This is a genomic window from Acidovorax sp. NB1, assembly GCF_005405905.1.
GTDB lineage: Bacteria > Pseudomonadota > Gammaproteobacteria > Burkholderiales > Burkholderiaceae_C > Acidovorax.
Genome location: NZ_BJHU01000009.1, coordinates 23,090 through 41,904, shown reverse-complemented (window position 1 = coordinate 41,904; position 18,815 = coordinate 23,090). Strand labels below are relative to the sequence as shown.

General features: G+C 67.6%; 14 protein-coding genes. 8 read left to right on the top strand and 6 right to left on the bottom strand.

Annotated elements, in window-relative coordinates; genetic code table 11:
• Positions 1-11 precede the first annotated feature (11 nt).
• Positions 12-2,318 carry an ABC transporter ATP-binding protein gene (locus AvAM_RS03590; protein WP_137745800.1) on the bottom strand — a complete coding sequence of 769 codons (2,307 nt, stop codon included), beginning with the start codon at positions 2,316-2,318 and terminating at the stop codon, positions 12-14.
• A gap of 248 nt (positions 2,319-2,566) precedes the next feature.
• On the opposite strand from AvAM_RS03590, the gene cphA (AvAM_RS03585) reads away from it, so the two are divergent.
• From cphA (AvAM_RS03585) to AvAM_RS03575, 3 genes are all read left to right on the top strand, one after another.
• Complete coding sequence (gene cphA, locus AvAM_RS03585; RefSeq protein WP_137745799.1) at positions 2,567-4,765, top strand: cyanophycin synthetase; 2,199 nt, start codon at positions 2,567-2,569, stop codon at positions 4,763-4,765.
• A 77-nt stretch (positions 4,766-4,842) separates the two neighbouring features.
• A complete protein-coding gene (cphA, locus tag AvAM_RS03580) occupies positions 4,843-7,422 on the top strand; it encodes a cyanophycin synthetase (RefSeq protein ID WP_137745798.1) in 2,580 nt (859 codons plus the stop codon).
• A 29-nt stretch (positions 7,423-7,451) separates the two neighbouring features.
• A complete protein-coding gene (locus tag AvAM_RS03575) occupies positions 7,452-7,931 on the top strand; it encodes a CreA family protein (RefSeq protein ID WP_137745941.1) in 480 nt (159 codons plus the stop codon).
• A gap of 122 nt (positions 7,932-8,053) precedes the next feature.
• Here the strand turns inward: AvAM_RS03575 and AvAM_RS03570 are convergent, their stop codons facing one another.
• Both AvAM_RS03570 and AvAM_RS03565 read right to left on the bottom strand, forming a co-directional pair.
• Positions 8,054-8,701, bottom strand: coding sequence for a DsbA family oxidoreductase (locus tag AvAM_RS03570; protein WP_137745797.1), 648 nt, complete (start codon positions 8,699-8,701; stop codon positions 8,054-8,056).
• A 553-nt stretch (positions 8,702-9,254) separates the two neighbouring features.
• Positions 9,255-10,769 carry an AMP-binding protein gene (locus AvAM_RS03565; RefSeq protein WP_137745796.1) on the bottom strand — a complete coding sequence of 505 codons (1,515 nt, stop codon included), beginning with the start codon at positions 10,767-10,769 and terminating at the stop codon, positions 9,255-9,257.
• Here AvAM_RS03565 and AvAM_RS03560 point away from each other — a divergent pair.
• Entirely contained in the window at positions 10,762-12,114 is a 1,353-nt protein-coding gene (locus tag AvAM_RS03560) for a YcjF family protein (protein ID WP_307722876.1), read from the top strand. The two genes, AvAM_RS03565 and AvAM_RS03560, sit on opposite strands and share 8 nt — an antisense overlap.
• Positions 12,115-12,359: 245 nt before the next feature.
• Positions 12,360-13,751, top strand: coding sequence for an SPOR domain-containing protein (locus AvAM_RS03555; RefSeq protein WP_137745794.1), 1,392 nt, complete (start codon positions 12,360-12,362; stop codon positions 13,749-13,751).
• On the opposite strand, the gene AvAM_RS03550 is transcribed toward AvAM_RS03555, so the two are convergent.
• Complete coding sequence (locus AvAM_RS03550) at positions 13,738-14,526, bottom strand: alpha/beta fold hydrolase (protein ID WP_137745793.1); 789 nt, start codon at positions 14,524-14,526, stop codon at positions 13,738-13,740. The two genes, AvAM_RS03555 and AvAM_RS03550, sit on opposite strands and share 14 nt — an antisense overlap.
• Positions 14,527-14,684: 158 nt before the next feature.
• Entirely contained in the window at positions 14,685-15,689 is a 1,005-nt protein-coding gene (locus AvAM_RS03545) for a M14 family zinc carboxypeptidase (RefSeq protein ID WP_137745792.1), read from the bottom strand.
• 215 nt (positions 15,690-15,904) lie between these two features.
• On the opposite strand from AvAM_RS03545, the gene AvAM_RS26005 reads away from it, so the two are divergent.
• On the top strand, positions 15,905-16,036 hold the full coding sequence (locus AvAM_RS26005) for a hypothetical protein (protein WP_283202031.1): 132 nt from the start codon (positions 15,905-15,907) through the stop codon (positions 16,034-16,036).
• Positions 16,011-16,172 (top strand): hypothetical protein, encoded by a 162-nt coding sequence (locus AvAM_RS25595; protein WP_171012128.1) that lies wholly within the window; start codon positions 16,011-16,013, stop codon positions 16,170-16,172. Before AvAM_RS26005 ends, AvAM_RS25595 begins: the two co-directional genes overlap by 26 nt.
• Positions 16,173-16,189: 17 nt before the next feature.
• Here the strand turns inward: AvAM_RS25595 and AvAM_RS03540 are convergent, their stop codons facing one another.
• Positions 16,190-17,938 carry a diguanylate cyclase gene (locus AvAM_RS03540; protein ID WP_137745791.1) on the bottom strand — a complete coding sequence of 583 codons (1,749 nt, stop codon included), beginning with the start codon at positions 17,936-17,938 and terminating at the stop codon, positions 16,190-16,192.
• A gap of 388 nt (positions 17,939-18,326) precedes the next feature.
• Here AvAM_RS03540 and AvAM_RS03535 point away from each other — a divergent pair, with 388 nt between their 5' ends.
• A complete protein-coding gene (locus AvAM_RS03535; RefSeq protein ID WP_137745790.1) occupies positions 18,327-18,782 on the top strand; it encodes an HU family DNA-binding protein in 456 nt (151 codons plus the stop codon).
• Positions 18,783-18,815 lie beyond the last annotated feature (33 nt).

The following is an 18,815-nucleotide window of genomic DNA, read 5'->3' as shown; positions in this document are numbered from 1 at the left end:
CTCGCGGTGTCTCAGGGGTTGCCCGCAGGGTGGGCCGGGTGCAGCAGGCTGCTGTCGATGATCACGCCCGCAGCCTGCGCGTCTTCTTCGGCGCGGCGGGCCTGGGCTTCGTACAGCCGCCAGTAGGCGCCCTGTTTTTCCATCAGTTCGTCGTGCGGGCCCACTTCCACCACCTCGCCCCGGTCCATCACCACCAGCCGATCGGCTTTGCGCAGGGTGGACAGGCGGTGGGCAATGGCAATCGTCGTGCGGCCTTGCACCAGGTTGTCGAGCGCCTTCTGGATTTCCTTTTCGGTCTCGGTGTCCACGGCCGAGGTGGCCTCGTCCAGGATCAGGATGCGCGGGTCGATCAGCAGCGCGCGGGCAATGCTGATGCGCTGGCGCTCGCCGCCCGACAGGCCCTGACCGCGCTCGCCCACCAGCGAGTCGTAGCCATGCGGCAGGCGCAGGATGAACTCGTGCGCATGGGCGGCGCGGGCCGCGGCCACGATTTCCTCGCGCGTGGCTTCGGGCTTGCCGTAGGCGATGTTCTCGGCAATGGTGCCGAAGAACAGAAAAGGCTCCTGCAGCACCAGGCCGATGTGGCGGCGGTAGTCGGCCACGGCAAAGCGGCGGATGTCGATGCCATCGACCTGGATGGAGCCGTCGCTCACGTCATAGAAACGACTGATCAGGTTGACCAGCGTGCTCTTGCCCGAGCCGCTGTGGCCCACCAGGCCGATCATCTCGCCGGGGCGGATGTCCAGATCCAGCCCCTTGATGACCGCGCGGCTGCCGTAGCGGAAGCCCACGCCCTGCATGCTGATGGCGCCCTGCACCTTGTCCACCTTGACGGGTTGGGCGGGGTCGGGCACGTTGCTCACGTGGTCCAGGATGTCAAAAATGCGCTTGGCGCCAGCGGCGGCCTTTTGCGTGACCGAGACGATGCGGCTCATCGAATCCAGCCGGCCATAGAAACGCCCGATGTAGGCGATGAAGGCCGTGAGCACGCCCACCGTGATCTGGTTGCGCGACACCAGCCAGATGCCGAACGCCCACACCACCAGCAGGCCGATTTCGGTCAGCAGCGACACCGTGGGCGTGAACAGGCTCCAGGTCTTGTTGAGCTTGTCGTTCACTTCCAGGTTGTGCTGGTTGGCGTCGCGGAAACGCTGGGCTTCGCGCTTTTCCTGGGCGAATGCCTTCACCACGCGGATGCCGGGGATGGTGTCTGCCAGCACGTTGGTGACCTCAGACCACACCCGGTCGATCTTTTCGAACCCGGTGCGCAAGCGGTCGCGCACGGTGTGGATCATCCAGCCGATGAAGGGCAGCGGCACCAGCGTGACCAGCGCCAGCCACGGGTTGATGGAGAACAGAATCGCCGCCGTCATCACGATCATCAGCACATCGGTGATGAAGTCGAGCGCGTGCAGCGACAGGAACACGTTGATGCGGTCGGTTTCCGACCCGATGCGCGCCATCAGGTCGCCCGTGCGTTTGCCACCAAAGTAGTCCAGCGACAGGCGCAGCAAATGCTCATACGTGGTGGTGCGCAGGTCGGCGCCAATGCGCTCGGACACCAGCGCCAATATGTAAGTGCGCGCCCAGGAGAGGCCCCAGGCCAGCAGCGCCGACAGCAGCAGCCCGCCCAAATACAGCATCACCAGGCCTGGATCAATCTTCTGCCCGTTCTGGAACGGAATCAGGATGTCGTCCATCAGCGGGATGGTGAGGTAGGGCGGCACCAGCGTGGCGGCGGTGGACGCCAGCGTCAGCCCAAACCCGGCCGCCAGCTGCTTGCGGTAGGGGTGGGCAAAACGCCACAGGCGCAGCAGCACCCAAGTGGAAGTCTGCGGCGGCTGGGCGCGGGCGCAAGCCGGGCATTCATCGGTGTCGGGCGGCAGCGGGGTATGGCAGGTGGGGCAGGCGGGCTCGTCGGCTTCGTCCGCCGCACCGCTGTCACCCCGCGCGCTTTGCTGCTCGAAACGCTGCACCAGGCGCAGCGCCTGGGCATGGTGCGCCAGGGTAAATCGCCACAAGGCCAGGCGCTCGCCGGGGTTGTGCAGCTCCAGGGAACCCACACCGCCGTGGTCGTGCAGCTTGAGCGCCAGGCCCTCACCCAGGGGCCAGCTGCGCCAAGCCGTGGTGCCCGGGTCGCAGGCCAGCAGCCGTTCGGAAGTCACCACCACCCACCCTGTGGCAAACCGCAGTGCCGTGCTCAGGTCAACCTGCAGTGCAGCCAGCACGTTCTCTTTGGAAGCGAGCATGGCCCGCAGATCGGCCCCCACAGGGCCAGAAAAGACACCCGAGGCGTCCACAGAATGGTGATGTTGCATTTTTGGTTGGGTTTTCCGTCACCGGCGGCCTGTGTTGGCCCACCTCGCGAAAGCGAGAATTCTCACCGATACTGCACGCCACGGTGCGACGGCATCCAGCTGTAACGTCTGCGGCGGCCATTTGGCTGACACTGCGTACAGCCCCCGGACTGGCGCACAATCATCGTCCAGCAAAGTTCCCTTCCCCCTTTTCGTCCCTTTTTCCACGCAAAGCCCTTACCAGGCCGGAAACACACCCGCTGCACTCCATGGCGAAACTCAACGACATCCAACTGCTTCGCATCAACTACCTGCGGGGCCCCAATATCTGGACCTACCGGCCGGTCCTGGAAGTCTGGCTGGACCTGGGCGAGCTGGAGGACTACCCCTCCAACACCATCCCCGGCTTCAATGACCGCCTCACTGCCTGGCTGCCTGCCTTGATCGAGCACCACTGCGGCGTGGGCGAGCGCGGCGGCTTCCTACAGCGCCTGCAGGAAGGCACCTGGTGCGGCCATGTGCTGGAACACATCGTCATTGAACTGCTGAACCTGGCGGGCATGCCCACCGGCTTTGGCCAGACACGCAGCACCCCCCAGCGCGGCGTGTACCGCATGGTGTTCCGCGCCCGCGACGAGAGCGTGGCACGCGTGGCACTGGCCCAGGGCCATGCGCTCATCATGGCGGCCATCAACAACGAGCCTTTCGACGTGGCCGCCGCCGTGGCCCGCGTGCGCACCGAGGTGGACGACCAGTACCTCGGCCCCAGCACCGCCTGCATCGTCTCCGCAGCCACCGACCGGGGCATCCCCCACATCCGCCTGAACGACGGCAACCTGGTGCAGCTGGGCTACGGCGCCAGCCAGCGCCGCATCTGGACGGCCGAGACCGAATTCACCAGCGCCATCGCCGAAGGCATCGCCAGCGACAAGGACCTGACCAAGGGCCTGCTCCAATCCTGCGGCGTGCCCATCCCCGAAGGCCAGGTGGTCAACAGCCCCGAAGAAGCCTGGGAAGCCGCGCAGGACATCGGCCTGCCCGTGGTGGTCAAGCCGTCCGACGGCAACCACGGCCGGGGCGTGACGCTGGACCTGCGCAAGCAGGAAGACATCGAGGCCGCCTACCACGTGGCCTACCCCGAGGGCAGCGACGTGATGGTCGAGCGCTTCATCCCCGGCGACGAACACCGCATCCTGGTGGTGGGCGGCAAGGTGGTGGCTGCCGCACGCGGCGAGGTGGTCAGCATCACCGGCAATGGCCGCTCCACGGTCAAGGAACTCATCGACAGCCAGCTCAACTCCGACCCGCGCCGGGGCTACGAAGAAGAGTACCCGCTGGAGATCATCGACCTGGCCACCGACACCAAGGTGCAGCTCGAACTCAAGCGCCAGGACCTGGGCGCCGACTCGGTGCCCGCTGCAGGCCGCCAGGTGGTGGTGCAGCGCAATGGCAACGTGGCCGTGGACTGCACGGACGACGTGCACCCCGAGGTGGCCTACATCGCCCAGCTGGCCGCCAAGGTCGTGGGTCTGGACATCGCGGGCATCGACATGGTGGCGCGCGACATCTCCAAGCCCCTGCACACCCAGGGCGGCGCGATTGTGGAAGTGAACGCAGGCCCCGGCCTGCTGATGCACCTCAAGCCCGCCGTGGGCGCGCCCCGCCCCGTGGGCCAGGCGATTGCCGAGCACCTGTTTCCCTCCGAAGGCGACGATGAAGGCCGATCTGCAGGCATAGGCCGCATCCCCCTGGTGGGCGTCGCAGGCACCCGCAACACCGCCACTATCTCGCGCGTGGTGGCCTGGCTGCTGCACCTGAGCGGCCACCACACCGGCCTGGCCTGCCGCGACGGCCTGTTCCTGGACCGCCGCCGCGTGGAAGCCACCGACTGCGCCCACTGGGAAGCCGCTCACCGCCTGCTGATGAACAAGATGGTGCAGGCCGCCGTGATCGAAAGCGACGCACGCACCATCCTGCGCGACGGCCTGGCCTACGACCGCTGCCAGGTGGGCGTGGTGACCGACATGGACGGCGTGGAAACCCTGGCCGAATTCGACGTGCATGAGCAGGACCAGATGACCAAGGTGATGCGCACCCAGGTGGACGTGGTGCTGGCCGAAGGCGCTGCCGTGCTCAACGCCGCCATCGCCCAGGTGGCCGACCTGGCCCCGCTGTCCGACGGCGACGTGGTGATGTATGCGCAGGACGGCACGCTGCCCGCCATCGCCGAGCACCGCGCCAAGGACAACGGCCGCGCCGTGTTCGTGAAAAACGGCCACGTGGTACTGGCCACGGGCAGTGCCGAACATGTGCTGGGCTCCCTGGCGGACCTCACCTTCGGCCGCAACGCCGTGGTGCCCGACACCGAGGCCCTGCTGGCCGCTGTGGGCACCGCCTGGGCGCTGGACATTGCGCCGGATCTGATCGGCGCAGGCATCAAGACCTTCGAGCCCGAGCTGCCCGCCTGACGCCTCCCCCGCACAGCCACACACGCCTTCGACTGGAACGCGGCCCACGAGCCCCGACGACTACTGAAAGAAATCCCATGGATGTATCCCGCACCCGGGCCCTGCGTGGCCCCAACCTCTGGAGCCGCCACATGGCCATCGAGGCCGTGGTGGCCTGTTCGGAAACCGAGCGTGCCGTGGGCCAGATGGCAGGGTTTGAAGCCCGGCTGCGCGCCCTGTTCCCTGCCATCGGCGCACTGCACCCCGAAACCGGCGGCGGCGATGTGTCGCTGGCCCATGTGCTGCAGACAGCCGCCCTCGCCCTGCAGGCGCAGGCAGGCTGCCCGGTGACCTTTGCGCGCACCACCGCCACCACCGACGCGGGCGTGTACCAGGTGGTCGTCGAATACAGCGAAGAAGCCGTGGGCCGCAAGGCGTTTGAATACGCGCAGCAGCTCATCGAAGCCGCACTGGGCAACGGCAGCTTCGACGCCAACGCCGTAATCGCCGAGCTGCGCGAGCTGGACGAAGACGAGCGCCTGGGCCCCAGCACCGGCTCCATCGTCGAGGCCGCCGTGGCCCGGGGCATCCCCTACCGCCGCCTCACACGCGGCAGCATGGTGCAGTTTGGCTGGGGTTCCAAGCAGCGCCGCATCCAGGCGGCCGAGGTCGATTCGACCAGCGCCGTGGCTGAATCTATCGGCCAGGACAAGGACCTGACCAAGCGCCTGCTGCACGCCGCCGGTGTGCCCGTGCCGCTGGGCAAGCCAGTCGAGAGCGTGGACGAAGCCTGGGAAGTGGCCCTCAAGGTCGGCCTGCCCGTGGTGGTCAAGCCGCAGGACGGCAACCAGGGCAAGGGCGTGACGGTCAACATCACCGACCGCGCGCAGCTCGAAGAAGCCTACAAGAACGCCGCCGACTACGGCACCGTGATGGTCGAGCGCTTTCTGCCCGGCCACGACTTCCGCTTGCTGGTGGTGGGCGACCAGCTGGTGGCCGCCGCGCGCCGCGAACCGCCCCAGGTGCTGGGCGATGGCGAGCACACCGTGCGCCAGCTGGTGGAGGTGGTCAACCAGGACCCGCGCCGTGGCGAGGGCCACGCCACCTCGCTGACCAAGATCCGCCTCGATGACATCGCCGTGGCCCGCCTGGCCATGCAGAACCTGACGCCCGACTCCGTGCCGCCCAAGGGCCAGCGCGTGATCCTGCGCAACAACGCCAACCTGTCCACCGGCGGCACTGCCACCGACGTGACCGACGACGTGCACCCCGAAGTCGCAGCCCGCGCTGTGGCCGCCGCCCAGATGGTGGGCCTGCACATCTGCGGCGTGGACATGGTCGCCGAGACCGTGCTGCGCCCGCTCGAAGAACAAGGCGGCGGCTTTGTCGAAGTGAACGCTGCCCCCGGCCTGCGCATGCACTTGGCACCCAGCTACGGCAAGCCTCGCAACGTGGGCCAGGCCATGGTGGACAAGCTGTACGCCCATGGCGACGACGGCCGCATCCCCACCGTGGCCGTGACTGGCACCAACGGCAAAACCACCACCGCCCGCCTGATGGCGCACCTGTTCACTGCACAGGGCCTGCGCGTGGGCATGACCAACACCGACGGCGTGTACGTGAACGGCCGCCAGATCGACAGCGGCGACTGCAGCGGCCCCAAGAGCGCCCGCAACGTGCTGCTGCACCCTGAGGTGGACGCTGCCGTGTTCGAAACCGCGCGGGGCGGCATCCTGCGCGAAGGCCTGGGCTTCGACCGCTGCCAGGTGGCCGTGGTCACCAACATCGGCGCGGGCGACCACCTGGGCCTGAACTACATCACCACGGTGGAAGACCTGGCCGTGCTCAAGCGCGTGATCGTGCAGAACGTGGCCCCCACGGGCTACGCCGTGCTCAACGCCGCCGACCCCATCGTGGCCGCCATGGCCTCGGCCTGCCCCGGCAAGGTGATCTATTTCGCCAGCGACCGCCACCACCCCGTGATGGTCACGCACCGCGCCCAGGGCCACCGTACCGTGTACGTGGATGGTGACTCCATCGTGGCCTCCGAAGGCTCGTGGCGCGAGACCATCCACCTGCGCGACGTGCCCATCACCCGCAACGGCAAGATCGGCTTCCAGGTCGAGAACGTCATGGCTGCCGTGGGCGCCGCCTGGGGCGTGGGCATGCCCTGGCAGACCATCCGCCGGGGCCTGTCGGGCTTTGTGAACGACAGCGACAACGCCCCCGGCCGCTTCAACATCATGGACTACCGGGGTGCCACGGTGATTGCCGACTACGGCCACAACCCCGACGCCATGCGCGCCCTGGTGCAGGCCGTGGACGCGCTGCCTGGCAACCGCCGCAGTGTGGTCATCAGCGGCGCGGGCGACCGGCGCGATGAAGACATCCGCGAGCAGACCGTGATTTTGGGCGCCGCATTTGACGACGTGATCCTGTACCAGGACGCCGCCCAGCGTGGCCGCGCCGATGGTGAAGTGATGGCCCTGCTGCGCGAAGGCCTGGCAGGTGCGCCCCGCACCACGCATGTGGAAGAGATCCGTGGCGAATTCATCGCCATCGACACCGCACTGGCCCGCCTGCAACCCGGCGACCTGTGCCTGGTGCTGGTGGACCAGGTCGAAGAAGCCCTGGCCCACCTGGCCCAGCGCTGCACCGAAGCCGGGGCCGCTGCGTGAAGGCCCTCAAGCAAGCAGCCACCTCGGCGCTGCTGGCCCTTGCCGCCACCAGCGCCTGGGTGGGCGTAGCAGGCACGGCGCAGGCAGCGACGGGCGAAAAAATCGGCACGGTGGACACCGCCTTCCAGTGGATCGGCCGCGACCACGACATCATCGTCGAGGCCTACGACGACCCCGCCGTGCAAGGCGTGACCTGCTATGTCTCGCGCGCCCGTGTGGGTGGCATCAAGGGCACGCTGGGTTTGGCTGAAGACCGCGCCGAGGCATCGATTGCCTGCCGCCAGGTCGGCCCCATCCACATCCCTGCACCACTCAAGCAGCAGGAAGAAGTGTTCAGCGAACGCATGTCCATTTTGTTCAAGCGCCTGCGCATCGTGCGCATGGTGGACGCGCCACGCAACACCCTGGTCTACCTCACCTACTCCGAAAAGCTCATCGACGGCTCACCGCAAAACAGCGTGACCGCCGTGCCAGTGGACCGCGCCACCGCCATCCCGCTGCGCAAGTGAGGCGAGGCGAGGCGGGGGCTGGACTCACCATCAAAAAAAGGGGCCATTGGCCCCTTTTTTACGACTAAAAATTGCCTTCACCGCGCGTCCATCATGCCTTATAAGCTATTAAATATATAGCATCAACCCTGCGCGGCAATTTGACGCAGCGCCTGCTCAAACACCTCCACCGGCTGCCCGCCCTGGATCAGGTGGCGCTCATTGATGATGATGGCGGGCACCGAATGGATACCGTTTTGCAGATAGAACTGCTCGCGCTCGCGCACCTCGTCTGTGTAACGGTCTGAAGCCAGCAGCGCACGCGCCTCGGCCCCATCCAGCCCCACCTCGCCCGCCACACGCACCAGCACTTCGTGGTTGCTCGGGTCCTGCCCGTCGGTGAAATACGCCTTGAACAGCGCCTTCTTCAGCGCAGGCTGCACGCCCTTTTCTTCGGCCCAGTGCAGCAGCCGGTGCGCATCAAAGGTGTTGTAGATGCGGCTGCGCTTGTCCATGCTGAAGGTAAACCCCAGCGCCGCCCCGCGCGCCGCGATGGCCTCGCGGTTCTTCTGGCTCTGCTCGGGCGTGGCGCCGTACTTCTCTTGCAGGTGCTCGCCAATGTCCTGGCCCTCGGGCGCCATCTGCGGGTTCAGCTCGAAGGGCTGGAAGTGCAGGTCCAGAGCGACCTCACCTTTCAACCGATCCGCTGCTTGCTCCAGCGCATTGAGGCCGATGATGCACCAGGGGCAGGAGACATCGGAGACGAAATCGATTTTGAGGGTAGTGGGCATGGGAGGGGTTCCTACGGGCAAAGAGGGGATGGTAGGCGGGGTGAGTTAACCGTGGGGATGGCGGGTTTACTATCGCGGCGAAGCGTGATGCCTGCGTTCCGCAGTATGTATGCGCTTTGCGTCATCAGGAGAAGGCTGTGCATAGTTGGGTCAGAGCGCTAGTGTTCGTTGTCGTGAGTGCTTTCGGAGGTCTTGCTCTCTTTCTTCTCATCAAGGGTGAGTTCAAGGCAGCCGCTGGCGCATGCATTCCTGCCATCCTTACCGCCCCTCTTTTTCTGGAAGCTTGGCGCCCAGGCAAATATGTCTTACGCAAACCTGTCGATGGAACTCCTGACAACTTATTCGGCCGTCTGAAACAGTTTCGAGCCGATCATCCTGGGATAGATGGGACTCTTATTCTTGGCTGCTTCGCAGCACTTGCTATGGCGCTTGTCGTTGGTTCACTTGTCAGCCTCGTTCGAGCGTCTCTACCTTGGTGACCCAGTAACTCGGCGCCACCGAATCATTCCACCTACTGCACATTGCAGGAAGAAGCAACCGCAGCAAGAAGCGCTCAACACCCCATCCCCCGCAGCTCCGTCTTCAACACCTTCCCATAACTGTTCTTCGGCAGCGCCTCCACCCACCGGTATTCCTTGGGCCGTTTGAACCGCGCAATGTGTTCCAGGCACAGCGCATCCAGCGCCGCATCCGCCACCGCCCCGCCCTCGCCCGCGACGAGGAAGGCGACTACCACCTCGCCCCATTCCGCATCGCGCTGGCCCACCACGGCCACCTCGTGCACCTGGGGGTGGAGCAGCAGCACCTCTTCCACCTCGCGCGGGTAGATGTTGCTGCCGCCGGAGATGATCACGTCCTTGGAACGGTCCTTGAGCGTGAGAAAGCCATCCGCATCCAGCGCGCCCATGTCGCCGGTGTTGAGCCAGCCGTCGCGCAGGGTCTGCGCCGTGGCGGTGGGGTTGTTCCAGTAGCCGGGCATCACGGTGTCGCCGCGCACCACCACCTCGCCGGTTTCGCCGGTGGGCAGGGGCTGGCCCGCAGCATCGACCACGCGCACTTCCACCAGCGACTGCGCCACGCCGACGGACACCATGCGCTCGGCCCAGCGCGGGTGGTCGCGGTCAGCCAGCTGTGCGCGCTGCAGGGCGGTGATGGTCATGGGGCTTTCGCCCTGGCCGTAGATCTGTACAAAGCGGTTGCCCATCACGGCCAGGGCCTTGCGCAGGTCGTCGGCGTACATGGGGCCTCCGCCGTAGACAATGGTCTTGAAGCCCGACACGTCGGCGCCCGTGGCGCGCACATGGTCCACCAGGCGGTGCACCATGGTGGGCGCGGCAAACAGCGTGAGCTGGCCTACGCTGGCCGCGAGCTGTACCAGTTCGGCGGGCTCGAAGCCGCCGGACAGCGGCACCACATGCCGACCACCGCGCAGCACCTGGGCGTAGTTGTACAGGCCCGCGCCGTGCGACATGGGTGCGGCGTAGACCATGGCGTCGCCGGGCAGCACGTCGTCCACATCGGTGAAGTAGCAGGCCGTCATGGCCAGCAGGTTGCGGTGGGTCTGCATAACGCCCTTGGGGCGGCCGGTGGTGCCTGATGTGTAGAACAGCGAGGCCAGGTCGCCCGGCGCGCGGTCGCACACGGGCATGGGGGCGTGCGACACTGCGGCCTGGTAGGCCTCGGAGCCCAGCACCAGCGTGTGGGCGAGGTCGGCCCCGGCTTCGTGTGCGGCGGCCAACAACACATCAGACACCAGCACCACGCGTGCGCCCGAGTCGGCCAGCACATAGGCCAGCTCTTTGGCGTGCAGCTTGTAGTTGACGGGCACGGACACGGCGCCCACCCACAGGATGGCGTGCAGCGCCTCCAGGTATTCGGGCGCATTGGCGGCGTAGATGGCCACGCGGTCACCGGGCAACACGCCGTGGCGCTCGCACAGGCACGCCGCCAGCGCGGCGGTGCGGGCGCCCAGCGCCTGGTAGGTGAGCAGCAGCTGATCGCCTTGCAGCACGGCGGGCCGGGTGGGGTAGAGCTGCGCGCTGCGGCGCAGCAGGTGGGCGATGTTCATGGTGTGCCCCGCGCCGGGGCACGGTGGCCCGCCCCACTTGCTGTCACTGCCTGTCGCATGCCGTGTCTCCTTCTTGGAACAAGGCAACCACTGTATGCAAACCTGGCGGCAGCGCACAGTCGATCAACTACGCAAGGAGAAACCCGCATCGGCTGCGGCCTCCGGCGCGGACACGATACAGCGGGTTACCAGATTCCGGCAATTCCCCACACGCTGTGGCGTTGAAAGCCTGCGGCCTAGACTGCATCTGAACCCCACACCCGCCCCGCAGCATGCAGCCGCCCTGGCGCACTGCTGCGGAACAGCTTCTCCCCACCGGCCCCAGGGCCCCGACCGCATGAACACCGAACAGCAGAAATCCATCCTCACCATTGCCTTGCTGGCCGCTTTTGCAGACGGCACCAAGGACGACGCCGAGCGCGAGGAAATTCGCCGCATCGCCCAGTCACTCGCGGGCGACGGTGGCATGGCCGATCTGCCGCGCATCTACCAGGACGTGCTGCTCAAGCGCACCAACGTGCAGGCCGCCGCCGCAGGGCTGAGCGACCCGGCCCACCGCCAGCTGGCCTATGAAATGGCCGTGTGCGTGTGTGATGTGGATGGGCGGCAGACACCGGCGGAGGCGCAGTTTCTGGCCACGCTCAAGGCCGCGCTGCAGCTGGGTGCGCAGCAGACAGCGGCGTTTGAGCACGACGCCGATGCGCTGGTGGACGTGGCGGAAAAATCCGCCCCCTCGGCCACGCCCTGGGGGGCTGCGGGCGCTGCGGCCTATGCCGCCGCTGCACCGGCCTCTGCCGTCACCCCGACCACGACCGCGCCCCCCGGCCCGGCCGATGCCGAGCTGGACAAATCCATCCTCAACTACGCGCTGCTCAACGGCGCGCTGGAGCTGCTGCCCCAGTCCTGGGCGTCGATGGCCATCATCCCGCTGCAGGTGAAGATGGTGTACGGCATTGGCAAAGCGCACGGGGTGGAGCTGGACCAGGGCCATATCAAGGAGTTCATCGCCGCTGCGGGCGTGGGCATGACATCGCAGTACCTGGAGCAGTTTGGCCGCAAGCTGCTGGGCGGCCTGCTGGGCAAGGTGGCGGGCCGGACGGTCGGTGGGCTGGGCGGCGCCGCCACGGGCATGGCGTTTTCGTTTGCCACCACCTATGCGCTGGGCCAGGTGGCCAAGCGCTACTACGCCGGGGGCCGCGTGATGAGCACGGCCATGCTGCGCGATACCTTCCAGAGCCTGCTGGGGCCCGCCAAGCAGATGCAGTCGCAGTACCTGCCGCAGATCCAGCAGAAGGCCGCCACGCTGGACGCAGCCAAGGTCATGGCCATGGTGCGGGGCGGCTGAGCGGGGCCGTGCCTGCGGCTGAATTACTATATTTTCGATAGCAAACAATCGATACTGGATGCGCGGATACGGCCTATTTTTCAATATTCCGGCGCTGAAACGGGGTAGAAATCCCTGACTGCACGCCCACCGCCCGGGGTGGGCAGCGTAAGGTGGCGGGCGCCCTGTGCGGCGACGCCGCAACAGCGTGGCGCCTTGCGCCCAACCCCAGTGGCACGCTCGGCGGCGCGTGACAGAATCGGCCCATGCTCGACCACACGGACCCTGTCGCCTCCATCATTCCGGCCATGTCGCTCGACTCCCCGTCCGACAACGCCATGACCGCGCTGTCCCGGCTGGCGCTGGGGCCCGTCAACACCGACTACTACCTGGCGGTCTTCGAGCGTTTTGACAGCACCGGCCGCACGACCACCACCTGGAACTGGGCCGCCTGCCTGGCCACGCTGAACTGGATGGTGTTCCGCCAGCTCTGGAGCGCCGCACTGGTGTATGTGGCGGCGGCCGAGGGGCTGGCCCTGATCGTGTTTGGCATCGGCCGGTCTTTTCTGAACTGGCCGCCCGGCGTGGAGCTGGGCGTGCTGGGCGCGTTTGCGGTGCTGGCCTTTGCTGTGCCGGGGCTGTATGGCAACGCCATCCTGTATACCGACATCCGCAAGCGCATTGCCCGTGCGCTGGCCGCCTCGCGCACCGTGCCCGAGGCCTGCGCCCTGCTAGAGAAGCAGGCCAGCTCGCGCAAGCGCCTGCAGATGGTGGTGCTGGCCAATGGGGCGCTGGGCGTGGCCGCATTGATCGCCTACCTGGTCTGGTCGCCGTCCGACACCAAGCCCCTGGCGCTGGAGCCCGCCGTGACCGTGGCCCAGGCCACCGCGGCGGCCACGGCAGCGTCGTCGGCAGCCACCCCGGCAGCGCCCCCGCAGGCCAACCCACAAGCCACGGGCCAGGTGGAACCTGCGGCGACCGAAGAGCCTTCGCCCACCCCCGCCCCCGAACCCACCCCTGTGGCAGCCTCCACACCCGCAGCGCCACTGGTGGCCGCATCGCGGCCCAGCCCGGCGCCCGCCCCTGCAGCGGCGCAGGCGGCTGCAGCACCGGCCCAGGCGCCCAGTGCCTCCAAGGCCTCGGCACCAGCGCCGTCCAAGGCGGCGCCGCCACCGGCCGAGCCCACCACTGCGGCACGGCCCGCGTCTACCGCCGCCAGCAAGGCGGCCGCACCCAGCCCCACACCAGGCAAGGCAGCCTCATCCACACCATCCAGCCGCGCATCAGCCACCGCCAGCCCCACAGCCCCTGCCGCCAGCACGCCCGCCCCACGGCGCGAGGCAGCCAGCCGCGCCAGCGCCCCCGCCAAACCCAAGGCACCGGCCACGGCGGCCAGCGACACGCCAGCCCCCACCGTGGGCACGGCGGCGGGCTACTACATCAACGTGGGCCTGTTTGCTGAAGAGGCCAATGCGCGCAAGACCCAGGCGCGGCTGCTCAACGAGGGCCTGCCCGCCTTCCGCCAGGAGCTGAACAACGCCAAGGGGCGGCGCATCCGCGTGCGCGTGGGCCCTTACGACAGCCGCGCGCAGGCCGATGCGGCAGCCGAGAGCATCCGCGCCATGGCCCTGGACGCCGTGGTGTTCAAGCAGCCATAACCGGCGCGCCGGGCGACGGCAGCGGTGGGCGTGTTGCCCATTGCTGCACCTGCGCCACCACCCAGGCCGGGTCGTCCAGCGGCAGGTCGTGGCCTGCAAAGGGGTGCAGCACCAGGGGCAGGTTCCACGCAGCGGCCAGCGCTTGCGAGCAGGCGCTGGACACCAATGGGTCGTCACGGCTGGCCAGCAGCAGCAGGGGTGGCCGGGGCGCCATGGCCGGTGCCCGGTAGCGCGCGGCGGCCAGCAGCTGGCGCAGCGCATTCAGGGCCGACACCGGCCGTTGCTGGCGCACAGCCGCCCAGTGCGCCAGCACCGGGGCGCGCTCTGCAGCCAGGTTGCTGGTCATGGCCAGCACCTGCTGCTCCATCACTTCGGGCGCGCGGGGCCACAGCACCAGGCGCAGCAGGGCGCTGTAGTTGTGCGGGCGCAGCCGGTGATAGTACGGGCTGAACGGGCGCAGGCTGGTGTTGACCAGCACGCCGCTGGCAATTTCATCGGGGGCCGCGCGCGCCCACTCCACCGCCACCATGGCCCCGAGGGACATGGCCAGCAGGTGGTAAGGCGGGGCCAGTCCCCGCGCGGCCAGATCGGCACGACAGGCCTGCACCATGCCCTGCACCGTGGCGGGCGATGGCCGGTGATGCCAATGGCCGTTGCCGGGCAGGTCCACCGCCAGCACGGCATCCCCGGGCAGCGCCTGCTGCAGGTCGGCCACCAGGCCGCCCCAGTGGGCGGTTTCGCGGGTCAGGCCGCGCAGCAGGATCCATTGGCGCATGGTGCTAGGGGCCTTTCTCTTTCTTCTCCGTTATCCATAGCGCTGCGCACCACCCGCAGCGGATGAAACTGGCGCGGTCAAGGCCAGCGCCCCCTCCCAGATTGCGAAGCAATATGAGAGAGAGTGAAGGCGCGAAGCAACTCAGGGGGTGTTCCATTTCAGTACCAGGCCGCCAGCGCGTCGGCCCGGCGCTGCACGCGCTGATCGGGTGCGGGCGCCCAGCGCGCATGGCTGCAGGCCGCGCGCGCCAGAAAGTCGAGCAGCGACAGGTGCCGCCGCAACACGCGCTGCTGGCGATGGTTGATGAGCGGGTTGAAGATGCCGTTGCGCGAGAACAGCTGCCGGGGGTTCTTCTTGATCCACAGCCACGAGCCCATCTCCAGCGTGAGCGGCAGGAAGGTGTGCGTGGGCCGGGTCTGGCAGGCCAACAGGTACAGGTGGTCCCACAGGTCGCCATGCGCGAGGTACTGCGCGCTTTGCGGTTCGATGATGTACTGGTGGTGGCTGTGGGCCTGCCAGAAGATCTCCTGCAGCGCATGCAGCTCGGCCAGGTGCGCAATGGGCTTGCGCGTGTGTGCAAACGGAAACCACAGCCGATCCTTCACACCAAACCCCGAATGGCAGTCCAGCGCCATGCTGAAGGGCCGCGCCAGCAACTGGGCCGTGGCCACCTCGCACAGCGCCTGGCTCTCAGCCTCCATGGGGTCGCCCAGGCGCCCCCGGTACCAGGGCAGGCCCGCGCTCACCCGCTGCCCGCCAACCCACAGGGGCACCCGGTCCACGGCGTCCACCGGGGCGTTGCGCATCAGGTCCACACCACGCGGGTTGGCCCGCGTGGCCGACCACATGCCGCCGGGGTTGACGATGGGCATGAAGACCAGGCGCACCTGCTCCAGTTGCCGGTGCAGGGTGGTGTCCCACTGCAGGCGCATCACCACGTTCTGCAGGTAGGCAATGACCACCTCGGCCCCGATGCGCTCCAGCCCGTGCACACCGCCAAAGAAGCCCACGGCAGGCACATCCAGCGCCGGGTTGCCCACGCCAATGGCGTAGACCGGAAACCGCTCGCCCGAGGCCACCTGCACCTGTCGCACCACCTGCACATCAAGGTGGGGCGCGCCCTGCTCCAGGATTTTTTCCAGCGCCAGAAGCTCGGGCAGCATGTTGCGGGGCGTGTGAGTGAGAGGGTTGTAAGGAAATGCCGGGGTCTCGACGCACGAGGATAGCGCCCGCCAGCGCCCCCAGGTGGGCCCACAGAGCACGCGGTGGTGCACCTGTTGGGTTCATGCGAACCGACGCAAAACCGTCACACAAAGGCGGTACCTTGCCCGGCAGATCGCCACGATCTCCCTTCACCCCACCACGAGAGAGGCGCACCATGCTCTGGAAATTGCTCGGATTGCAACGGCTGCTGGATGAGCTGTTTGACGAAGGGGGCTGGCTGAGCTTTGACCTGCCCCGCACCCACGAATGGGCCTGTGACGATGCCCCGGCCGCCGCGCAGGACTGAGGCCTACCGCTGGGCCGTGGGCCGGGGCATGCTGGTGTGCGCCCTGGCCTGGGGTCTGGTGGAGCTGCTGGCGCTGCAGCGTTCGCGCTTTCAGCAGTGGCGCCAGCGGCAGCAGACCGCCATTCACCACCACTGAACAGGCCGGGCCTAGGCTCAATCTGCCGACGCTGACGCCACCACCGCGCGGTTGCGCCCCGCGTTCTTGGCCTGGTACATCGCCGCATCGGCGGCGGAGATCAGGGCATCGAGCCCCCAGCCCCAATGGGCCGAGTCCGCAATCCCCAGGCTCACCGTCACACGCACGCCCGGGTCGGCCGAGCCCAGCACCTGCGCCCCAGCCACCTTCTCACGCAGGCGCTCGGCAAACTGCAGGCCCTGCTCGCGGGTGCAGTGGCTGAGCAGCAGCACGAATTCCTCCCCGCCAAAACGCGCTGCCAGGTCCCCCTCGCGCAGCTCGCTGCGCACCACATCGGCCACCGCCAGCAGCGCCTTGTCGCCCGCTGCATGGCCCAGGCTGTCATTGAGTTGCTTGAACCAGTCCACATCCAGCACCAGCAGGGCCATGTCGATGTCGTAGCGCGTGGCCTGCGCGAGGGCGGTGCGCGCCTGCGTGATGAAGGCCCGGCGGTTGGGCAGGCCGGTGAGGTAGTCGGTTTCGGACTGTTCCCTGAGCTGTTCGATCAGCAGGTCGCGTTCACGCTCCAGGTCCTGGCGCCGCCGGGTCTGGCTTTGCAACGCGCGCACCGCGCCGATGACGGCCGCCATTTCATCGTCCGCCAGGGGCACGGGCAAAGGCGCCTGCAGATCGTTGCTGGCCAGCGCCTTCAGTGCCCGCGTGGTCTGGGCCAATGGCTGCAGCACGCGGTGCTGGATCACATACAGCGCGCTGCTCAGCACCAGCAGCAGCGCCCCCGAGCCCGCCAGCGCCCAGACCAGCACACGCAGCGCGCGCTGGTGCTCCTTCTGCGCGCGTTCGCGGGCCTGGGCCAGCAGCGCGTCGCGCAGCCCCAGAATCGGGTTCATCTCAGGCACATACAAGGCCGCGAACTCGGCCGCCGACAGGCCATAGTGGCCGCCGCCATCGCCCTCTTCCAGCACCTTGGCCAGCAGCGCCTGCGCCACGCCAAAGTACCGCGCCTCGACAGTGCTCCACGCCTGCGCCACTTCGTGGGCTTCGTCAGGCAGCTGCAGCCGAAGCTCCACCAGCGAGCGCAGCTGCGCAATGCGCCCCCGCGTCTCATCGATGGCGCGGCGCTCTGCCGGGGAAAACGGCTGGCCCTTGACCACGGCGGCCGTGAAGTGCGAGCCCAGCAGGCCCGCGTACTCCCGCAGCGCCGCCGCCAGCCGTGCGCCCTGCACATCGTCGCCCAGCGCGGGGTAGGCCTGCTGCGCCGCACTGGCCAGGGCATTGGTCACAGGCGACAGCAGGGGCACCACGGCCACCATGCCATAGACAGCGTCGCGGATGGCCTCTGCCGAGCGTTGTGGCTGCGGCAGCGCCAGCACCCGGTCCACGCCCGCACGGGCCTGCGCCAGCGCACCGCGCGCGGTCTGCAGGCTCTGCACCAGATGAATGCCGTCTGCCGTGGAACGGGGCGCGCCCGCCACGGACTGCAGCAAAGCCTCGAACGCCTGGTTGGTGCGCTCGCGCGCCTCTTGCAGTGCCTGGGCTCGCGGCTGGGCCATGGGCAGGGCATCGCCCAATGCGCCGTTGGTGGGCCCGCGTTCGCGCGACACCATCTCCACCACCACCAGCCCCCGCTGCAATTGCTCCAGCAAGCGCAGGCTTGCCGATGCCTTGTGCACGGATTGCCATTCGGTGGTGGCCATGCGCCCCACCAGCACCATCGTTGCCACAAGAACAAGGGCCCCCAGCAGGTGGAGCATTCGACTGAGTTGCATGAACAAACAAACGCTTTGCAGAAACCAGGCCCAAGAAAGAAGGCCACACCAGGCGGCACAAAAAAGGGCCACCCCTGCGCGCTGCGGCCTGCGGGGATTGTATGAAGGCGTGTCTGGCGACCGGTTGCCCGGCCTTTGCGGTCAGGCTGCTCATGCCAGCGCAGCCCTCGGAACAGTGGCCTGCGCGCATCCCGAAGGCAGCTTGGCACCGGCAACTCCACACCCACAGCAACCCGTCCGTTGGCCCCTCTGCACGGGCCACACAGAAGCCTCAGGCGTTGGCAGGGCATGCCCTCTATCGGCCGAAGCGTTCTCGCACCTAAAATCACGCAGGCGCTCGACAAATTGAAGAGGGCCGATCGCAATCCAAACCAACGAAGAAACAATCATGGCAACTGCAAAAAAAGCTCCAGCACCCGCAAAGAAAGCCGCCGTCAAGGCCGCTGCACCCGCCGCCAAAAAGGCAGCCCCAGCCAAGAAGGCTGCAGCACCCGCTGCCAAGCCCGCAGCTGCGGCACCCGCAGTGCTCAAGCCCATCAAGACGGCCTTCAACAAGACGACGCTGGTGGCCCACCTGTCCGAGCAGTCGGGCGTGGAACCCAAGGCTGCCAAGGCCGTGCTGGCAGCACTCGAAGCCGCCATCCTGGGCTCGGTGCACAAGAAGGGCTCTGGCGAATTCACGCTGCCCGGCGTGCTGAAGATTGGCCTGCAGCAAGTCGCTGCTAAGAAGAAGCGCTTCGGCAAGGATCCCTTCACCGGTGAAGAGCGCTGGTTCCCTGCCAAGCCCGCATCGGTCAAGATCAAGACCCGTGCGCTGAAGAAGCTCAAGGACGCAACGGCCTGATAAGGCCTTGGGTTCTCGCAGGCCCTACCGGCC